The 8,487-nt window shown below is 51.7% G+C and carries 8 protein-coding genes; all 8 read left to right on the forward strand.

What is annotated here, in order from left to right:
* Positions 1-6 precede the first annotated feature (6 nt).
* The gene (gene mshL, locus IC617_RS16785) at positions 7-1,668 is read left to right on the forward strand and encodes a pilus (MSHA type) biogenesis protein MshL (protein WP_191146143.1); all 1,662 of its coding nucleotides are present in this window, start codon (positions 7-9) and stop codon (positions 1,666-1,668) included.
* Positions 1,668-2,513 (forward strand): ExeA family protein, encoded by an 846-nt coding sequence (locus IC617_RS16790; RefSeq protein ID WP_369410428.1) that lies wholly within the window; start codon positions 1,668-1,670, stop codon positions 2,511-2,513. The genes mshL and IC617_RS16790 overlap by 1 nt, the downstream gene beginning before the upstream one ends.
* On the forward strand, positions 2,510-3,724 hold the full coding sequence (locus tag IC617_RS16795) for a hypothetical protein (protein WP_191146144.1): 1,215 nt from the start codon (positions 2,510-2,512) through the stop codon (positions 3,722-3,724). The genes IC617_RS16790 and IC617_RS16795 overlap by 4 nt, the downstream gene beginning before the upstream one ends.
* Positions 3,711-5,450, forward strand: a complete 1,740-nt coding sequence (locus tag IC617_RS16800; protein WP_191146145.1) for a GspE/PulE family protein — start codon at positions 3,711-3,713, stop codon at positions 5,448-5,450. Before IC617_RS16795 ends, IC617_RS16800 begins: the two co-directional genes overlap by 14 nt.
* Positions 5,447-6,667, forward strand: a complete 1,221-nt coding sequence (locus tag IC617_RS16805) for a type II secretion system F family protein (protein ID WP_191146146.1) — start codon at positions 5,447-5,449, stop codon at positions 6,665-6,667. The genes IC617_RS16800 and IC617_RS16805 overlap by 4 nt, the downstream gene beginning before the upstream one ends.
* Positions 6,667-7,119 (forward strand): hypothetical protein, encoded by a 453-nt coding sequence (locus IC617_RS16810; RefSeq protein ID WP_191146147.1) that lies wholly within the window; start codon positions 6,667-6,669, stop codon positions 7,117-7,119. Before IC617_RS16805 ends, IC617_RS16810 begins: the two co-directional genes overlap by 1 nt.
* Positions 7,120-7,254: 135 nt before the next feature.
* Positions 7,255-7,839 (forward strand): type II secretion system protein, encoded by a 585-nt coding sequence (locus IC617_RS19000; protein WP_191146148.1) that lies wholly within the window; start codon positions 7,255-7,257, stop codon positions 7,837-7,839.
* A 27-nt stretch (positions 7,840-7,866) separates the two neighbouring features.
* Positions 7,867-8,361 (forward strand): prepilin-type N-terminal cleavage/methylation domain-containing protein, encoded by a 495-nt coding sequence (locus IC617_RS16820; RefSeq protein WP_191146149.1) that lies wholly within the window; start codon positions 7,867-7,869, stop codon positions 8,359-8,361.
* The last annotated feature ends 126 nt before the right edge of the window (positions 8,362-8,487 follow it).

The raw sequence follows: 8,487 nt of genomic DNA on the forward strand, positions 1-8,487 counted from the left end.
CACAACATGATGACGTTGAATTTAGTAAGGGGTTTGGGGCTGGCGCTATGCGTCTCGTGGCTAATGGGCTGTGAGTCCGTTGTAAAGTCACCCGATGAAATTCAGCAACAAGTGCAAGCGACCAATGAACAATTGAGTCAGCAGGCCCAACGGCCCGCGCTGCCCGCTGAAATACTGCAGGAATTAATGCTGCCGCCGTTGCTGCAAGCCACGCCAAGTGTTGCGGAAATCCGCTTCAGCATTGCCGCTGACCATGTTCAAGCGGCGACTTTCTTTGCCAGTTTGGTCGACGGTACGCCATACTCGGCTGCCATTCACCCTGATGTCAGTGGCGAGATCACCCTCAATTTAAATCAGGTGACCCTGCAAGAGGCCCTGCAAGTTGTGCAGTCGATGTATGGCTATGACATTCAACGCACAGGCAACGTGCTACAGGTGTTTCCGGCCGAGTTACGCACCGAGACTTTCAACATTAACTACCTGATGCTGACTCGACTGGGCCGCTCGCGGACCACCATTAACTCCTCAAGTCTGGTCGATGCCGACTCGGACAGCGACAGTGATTCTGATTCCAACAGCAGCAGTGGTCGCAATTCATCGAGTAGCTCAAACAGCGGTAGCTCCGATACGACCGCAGCTGCAGGTACGGTGATCCATACCTATTCAGAAAGTGATTTCTGGACCGAACTAGAACGCTCCGTGCGCTTGATGTTGGGCTCTGCCGGAGATGGCCGAGCGGTGATCTCAACGCCGCAATCGGGTTTGCTGACCGTTCGGGCGATGCCATCTGAATTGGCGCAAATAAGAGATTTCGTCAATCGCCTGCAAAACCGAGTGCAGCGGCAGGTGTTGCTCGAAGCCAAAATCTTAGAAGTGAAACTGTCCGATGGTTACCAACAAGGCATTAACTGGACTGCCTTAGCGAGTGGTAGTGCTGGTTTCAGTGGCGGTTTTAACGGTGGTCTGCCGGGTAATGAAATTAGTCAGGTGATCGGTGGCGTGTTCTCGATTGGCTATGAGAGCAGCAACTTCAACGCCGTTATCGACATGCTGAAAACGCAGGGCAACGTTAATGTTCTGTCGAGCCCACGTATTTCCGCCGCGAATAACCAAAAAGCAGTGATTAAGGTCGGTACCGACGAGTACTTTGTTACTGAAGTCTCGACCACTACCACCACCGGCAACGCCACCACCACCACACCAGAAGTGGAACTGACGCCATTTTTCGAAGGCATTGCGCTGGATGTGACGCCACAAATCGATGATTTGGGCGCGGTATTGCTTCATGTTCATCCGTCGGTGACTGATATCAGCGAGCAAACTAAGGTGATTAACATTTTCGGCGATAGTCTTGAACTGCCGCTAGCGGTTAGTGATATTCGCGAAATCGACACCATTGTTCGGGCCAATAGTGGCGATGTCGTGGTGATTGGCGGCCTGATGAGCACCTTGCGCACTCAGGCTGATTCGAAAGTGCCAATTCTTGGCGACATTCCGCTGATGGGCGGCTTGTTTACCAACAAGTCTGAAGTGGAAGAGAAGCACGAGTTGGTGATCTTGATTCGCCCCACCATCGTCGAAACCGATTATGGCTTGCCGCTGTTGCAGCAAACCAACGACAACCTCAATAACTGGTATCGGGAAGCACAAACCCGATTCAATGATTGATGATGTATCTGGAGCATTTTCGACTAACAGAGATGCCGTATTCGCTAACCCCGAATACCACCCTTTATTGCTCGCTACCGCCCCATGAGGAAGCGTTGGAAACCTTATTGATGGCGCTGCAAAGTGGCGAAGGTGTACTCAAGGTGGTTGGCGAAGTAGGTACAGGTAAGACCCTGTTATGCCGTAAATTATTAAATGAGTTGCCGGAGCATATTCAACCAGCTTACATCCCCAACCCTTATTTGCAGCCGGATGAGTTACGTTGGGCGCTGGCCCATGAGCTGGGCTTACAGCTCGACAGAGACACCAATCAATTGCAACTGACCCAAGCGATTCAGCAGCGCTTGGTTGAGCTGCATGATCAGGGTAAACAAGTAGTGCTGTTGCTGGATGAAGCACAGGCGATCCCAGCAGAAGGGCTCGAAGCGCTCCGCTTATTCACTAATCTGGAAACCGAGCGCCGCAAGTTATTACAATTGGTGTTGTTTGGTCAGCCTGAATTGGACCAACGATTGGCCGACAAAGGCTTGCGCCAGTTGCGCCAACGGATCAGTTTTTCATGTCAGCTAAGACCGCTGCACCGCCACGAAACCGGCCCTTATATTCATCACCGGATGCTGGCGGCCGGCTACCGCGGTGCTCCTGTTTTTGGTCGGCTTGCAGCACGGATGATTTATCGAGCCAGCCGAGGCATTCCGCGATTGGTCAATCTTATTTGTCACAAAACACTGTTGCTGTGTTACGGCAAGGGTTCCCACCAGGCCAGCGTTGGCATGGTCTGGCAAGCCATTAAAGACACCGAAGATGCATCCTTGTTGCTGCCTCGTTATGGAGGTCAGTCATGAGTGTGATCAATCAAATGCTGCGCGACTTAGAGCAACGCAAGCAGCCCGAGCAAACCGTTGAGCAACCCCAGTTCCACGCTCCTGAACCATCGCCATGGCGCCAGCGAGTGCTGATTATCATTGTGTTAGCCTTGCTTGCGGCGGCCGGTTATTGGTGGTTTGGTGTTGTATCGCCGGCTCATCAAGCCACATCTATGAAGCAGACTGTGCCCGCTGAACCTGTTGCGCCGCCAGCTGAAAGCCGATTACTTGAAGCATTGGACGCGGTAGAGCGCGAAGCAGAGCACAACGCTGAACCAGAGACAGTGCAAAAAGCACAACCTTCTGAGCAACAAGCAGAAGCAACAAGCGAACTAAAGGCGGAACCAAAACAAAGCGAGACTCTCGCGGCAGCAGAGCCAAGTGCTGTTGTTGGCGCTAATGCGCAGCCAGCGGAACTTTCGGCTCAACCAGAGCCAACCAGCAAATCGACTGCTGTCGCCATTCCAGCAGAGCCCACTGTTCCGGCTGTCGCCACAGCGCCGGTAGTTGAGCCTGCCGCAGAGCCGGAGCCCATCGCCTCTCCAGCTAAAATCGTCAAGGCACCTAGCAAGGCTCAAATCAGCCATTCGCCAATGTCAGAACAGCAAGTGGTGCAATTGCAGCTTAACGAAGCCAGAGCATTTGCTGCTAATGGTCGTCAAGGTGATGCTGAGGCCACCTATCGCAAATTGCTCAAGCGCGACCCCAAGTTGGTGACAGCGCGCATGGAATTGGTTGCGTTATTGACCCAACAGCGCCAAGAAGGCCGCGCCTTGAAAGTGGTGGATGAAGGACTCCGTTATCTGCCAACCAACGCTCAACTGGTCACCTTAAAAGCGCAATTGCTGCTGAGCTTGGGCCGCGCAGATGATGCTTGGAAGGTGCTTCAGGTGGTCAACGAAAGTCAGGTGCAGGAAACCGGATTTTTTGTCATTAAAGCGGGATTAGCCAGTCAGCGAAATGAATTTGACGTTGCCTATCGTAACTATTCGATTCTCGCTGTGCGAGAGCCAAACCAAGGCCGCTGGTGGCTCGGGAAAGCCATTAGTGCTGAGCAGACGGGGCATGTCATGGACGCCGTCGAAGGCTATCGGCGCGCGCTGACGTCGACAGGTTTAAGTGCTGGCAGCATGCGCTATGCGCAACATCGGTTGGATTTGCTAGGAACTCAAAGCCATGGCGAAAATTAAACTCAAACAGCGACTTGGTGACTTGCTGGTCAATGCTGGCAAGTTAACCGAGCAACAATTGCAGCAAGCGCTGGTTGAACAACGCGCCAGTGGCCGAAAACTGGGGCAAACCCTGATTGACTCAGGCGTGCTGACTGAAGAAGAAATGATGCGCTTTCTGGCTCGCCAGCTGGATGTGCCATTCCTTGATTTACAAGACATCACGGTCGCTCCGGCCATTGTTACCCTGTTGCCAGAAGTACTGGCTCGCCGCTATCGGGCGCTGGTATTTAAGCGAGAAGAAGGGGTGGTTGGCGTCGCCACTGCCGATCCGGCTGATTTAAGTGCCCTCGACGCTGTTGAAGATCGTCTGGGTGATTACCAGATCGAATGGGCCGTTGTTCGTGAATCTCAGTTATTTGAAGCCTTTGACCAACTGTACCGACGAACTCAAGAAATCTCCTCCTACGCGACCCAGTTAGGCGAAGAATACTCCGAAGATGATGAATTCGATTTATCGGATTCACTGACCGACGAATCGGAAGGTGAAGCCACGGTCGCCCGCCTGTTGCAATCGATTTTTGAAGATGCCGTGCAGGTCAAAGCGTCTGATATTCATATTGAGCCAGAGGCCAAGCTGATCCGCATTCGTCAGCGGGTCGATGGTGATTTACAAGAGCAGGTGATCGATCAAGCCAACATTGCCTCGGCGTTGGTGTTGCGCTTGAAGTTGATCGCAGGGTTGGATATTTCCGAAAAGCGCCTGCCGCAAGATGGTCGCTTTAACATCAACGTTCGCAAGCACTCCATTGATGTACGGATCTCGACCATGCCTGTGCAACACGGCGAGTCGGTGGTGATGCGTTTGCTCGATCAGTCCGGCGGCCTGTTGTCGATGAACGAAACCGGTATGCCCGAAGATATTCTGCGACGGTTCCGGCTACAGTTATCGCGGCCTCACGGCATGATTCTGGTGACCGGCCCAACCGGATCAGGTAAAACCACCACGCTGTATTGTGCGCTGAGTGAAATGAACACGCCAGAGCGCAAAATTATCACGGTGGAAGATCCGGTTGAATACCGCTTACCGCGGATTAATCAGGTTCAGGTTAACGCCAAAATCGGACTCGATTTTTCCAGCGTGCTGCGCACCGCATTGCGGCAAGACCCCGATGTGTTGCTGGTCGGTGAGATGCGTGACCATGAAACCGTTGAGATTGGTTTACGCGGTGCGCTAACTGGCCACATGGTGTTGTCGACCTTGCACACCAATGATGCCATCAGCACTGCGCTGCGATTGCTGGATATGGGCGCACCAGGCTATCTGGTGGCCAGCTCGCTCCGAGCTGTGGTTGCTCAGCGCTTGGTGAAGCGCCTGTGCCACAACTGTGAGCAAGATTACCAGCCGACACCTGATGAACTGACGTGGTTGCAGCACATTGCCGGCAAGCCAATCCCAGCGGAGACCAAATTCAAGGTCAGCAAAGGCTGCCAGAGTTGCCAGCAAAGCGGTTACCGTGGCCGAGTCGGTGTGTTTGAATGGCTAGAGCTGGATGATGACATGATTGCCGCCTTGCGTGATGGCGACACTCAGGCATTTTCCGCTGCTGCGAAACGCAGTCGCTATTATCAGCCGCTATCAATGGCGGCATTGCACTACGCCATGAGTGGCATCACCACAGTGGACGAAGTGTTGCGACTGGCGGAATATCTGGTCGATCAAGTCGATGAGGACGCCTCGGCATGAATCGGTTTAGCTATCAAGCCCGCAACCCGCAAGGGCAAGAAGTCCGCGGGGAGTTAGAAGCAGTCAATCAGGCTGCGGTTGCTGATAGCTTGATCCGCCGCAGTTTAGTACCGATCAAAATTGAACAAGCGCCCGAGAAAGCAGCCAATTTTGATTTTAAAGCACTGTTTGAAAAAGCCGTCGATCTGGATGAGATGGTCATTTTTTCTCGTCAGATGTTTGCCTTAACCAAAGCTGGGGTGCCATTACTCGCCGCCATCAGTGGCTTAGCTGAAGCCAGTCATAGTGCCCAGATGAAGCGCACTCTGGATGATTTGGGCGAACAGTTAGAAAGCGGCCGTACCTTGTCGACCGCAATGGCCGCACATCCCAAGGTATTTAGCCGCATGTACGTCAGCATGGTGCATGTCGGTGAGAATACGGGCCAGTTAGAAGAAACCTTCTTTCAGCTCGCTCAATACCTTGAAAAAGAACAAGAAACCCGGCGCCGAATCAAAGCGGCGATCCGCTATCCCATCTTCGTGATCATTGCCATTACCATCGCTTTGGTGGTGCTCAACATCATGGTGATCCCCAAATTTGCCGAAATGTTCGCTCAGTTCAATGCCGAACTCCCTTGGCCAACTCGCTTCTTGATTGGCATGTCCGATATGTTCGTCAACTATTGGCCACTGATGCTGATTGTTCTGATTTTGCTGATTTTTGGCACGCGTTATTACGTCAATACCGATTCTGGTCGCCTGCGCTGGGACCGAGTCAAGCTGCGCTTACCGATCATTGGTTCTATTATTAGTCGGTCAACCTTGGAACGATATAGCCGCAGCTTTGCCATTATGTTGAAAGCTGGGGTGCCGATTAACCAAGCGCTCACTTTGGTCGGCAGTGCCGTCGATAACGCTCATATGTCAGAGCGTGTTGCTGAAATGCGTCGCGAAATAGAGCGCGGTGAAAGCCTGTTGCGAACCAGCCGGCGCAGTGAATTATTTACCCCGCTGGTGTTGCAAATGGTAGCAGTTGGTGAAGAAACGGGCCGAATCGATGAGCTGTTGTTAGAAGCCGCTGACTATTATGAACGGGAAGTGGACTTCGATTTAAAATCGCTGACGGCCCGAATTGAACCCATATTAATCACCGTGGTCGCAGTTATGGTGTTGATCTTAGCATTGGGCATCTTCACGCCAATGTGGGACATGATGCGGACGGTGCGAGGCGGCTGATGACTCAAGCCGATCAGCAAGAAGCAGGCAATCGTCGTCGTTTGATGACCATCATCTGTGTGCTGCTGATGGCATTGCTGATCTATCAGGTGAATCGGACGTTAAGCGAGCAGCACTCGGATTGGCACAGTTCAGTGTTTGTTGTAGTGAAACGTGATTTTCAGGTCGCTGTAGCGCACATTTATGCCGAGGCGCGGTTGCAGGGAAAAGTCCGCCAAGTATCGTTATGGCAGCGCCAAATTGACGTGAATGAGCGCGGTCGGCCGGCGGTATTTGATGACCAAGGCCTGCTGCAATGTCAGACCGTATGGCAGCAGGTGATGGGCGTAACGATGGATACGCTGGCGATGCCGGTCACCGTTGTTGGGTTAAATCGGCAGACTGACGGAAAATCGTCACAAGGGTGTCGGTTTTTAGTGTCTGAGAGTGATTATTTCGATTATTTTCCATAGCGGTACATGCTTGGTTAAATACTCGTTAAATCAAATAGATTGCACTGTTTTTTAATTTATCAACGGCTATACTCAGGCGATATTTGAATGTGGCGCAGCTGTTGCTGGCGTGACACTGTTTTTGAAAGGTCGATTATGACGTCAACACAACGTGGTTTTTCTTTAATTGAGCTGGTCATTGTTGTAACCATTTTGGGGCTACTAGCGGTGACGGCTTTGCCGCGCTTTTTGGATGTAACCGAAGAAGCGCAAATTGCGAACATTGAAGGCATGGCTGGTGGTTTTGCCACGGGCGTGAGCTTGGTGCGAGCGCAGTGGGAAGCCGAGGGGCGGCCACAAGAGAGCAATGTCAATAGCGTGGTTTACGATGGCCAGTTGATGTATCTCACCGAAGAGTCAGCCGGCACCTCCGCGCCGGGGTATCCGGTTAATGCCGGTAGCGGCAATACTGCCAACGGTGTCAGCATGACAACGACACGTTGTATTCGAGTGTGGGATTCGATGTTACAGAATCCGGCAACAGTGACGGACAATATCAATAACGCGGCGGATAACCGTTACTTTGTTGATTTGAACAATGGTGATTGCGTGTTTTATTTAACGCAAACACTGGATCGCAATGGTTCGGCCTACACCGATCCAAATGGTAGTCTGACTACTGGTAACAACTTTGTTTACTCGCCAGGCTTCGGCAGCGTGCGAGTCAATATTAATAATTAATTTGAAGTCCTTAGGGGATAACTAACTATGAAGCAGCAACAAGGTTTTACACTGATTGAATTAGTCGTGGTCATTGTGATCCTAGGGATCTTAGCCGTGACCGCGGCTCCACGTTTTATCAACTTGCAAGGCGACGCACGTTTGTCTACCGTGCAAGGTCTAAAAGGCGCAATCGATGGCGCTAACTCCCTTGTTTACAGCCGTGCGGCCATTGATGGAACTGAAGGGCAAGATTCGAGTTCAGTTGAGGTGCAAGGTGAGACTGTTTCCACTGTCTACGGATACATAGAAGCAACTGAAGATGACCTTGTATTGGCAACAAGTATTGACGCCAATGAGTGGACCATTGTTGAAGGCACAGGAACTATTACGTTTTGGCCTTCATCTATTAACGACCCTGTCACCAACGGTTCTACTTGCAGTGTGACATACACAGAGCCAACTTATGCTGATGGCGATCCACCGACAGGTTCTTTGCGTTACGTCCTTACAGTGAATACAACAGATCCCGCTGATTGTTAAGTGTGGAGTTGGACGAAAAAGCCAGCGTTTGCCTGTCTCTTATACACAAATCCCCGCTAAGCAATTGGCGGGGATTTTTTTGAACTTTTTCCGTGAACTTCGATCTGATCTCCACATTACTTTTTT

This window comes from Neiella litorisoli (assembly GCF_014773395.1).
GTDB classification, from domain to species: Bacteria; Pseudomonadota; Gammaproteobacteria; order Enterobacterales; family Neiellaceae; genus Neiella; species Neiella litorisoli.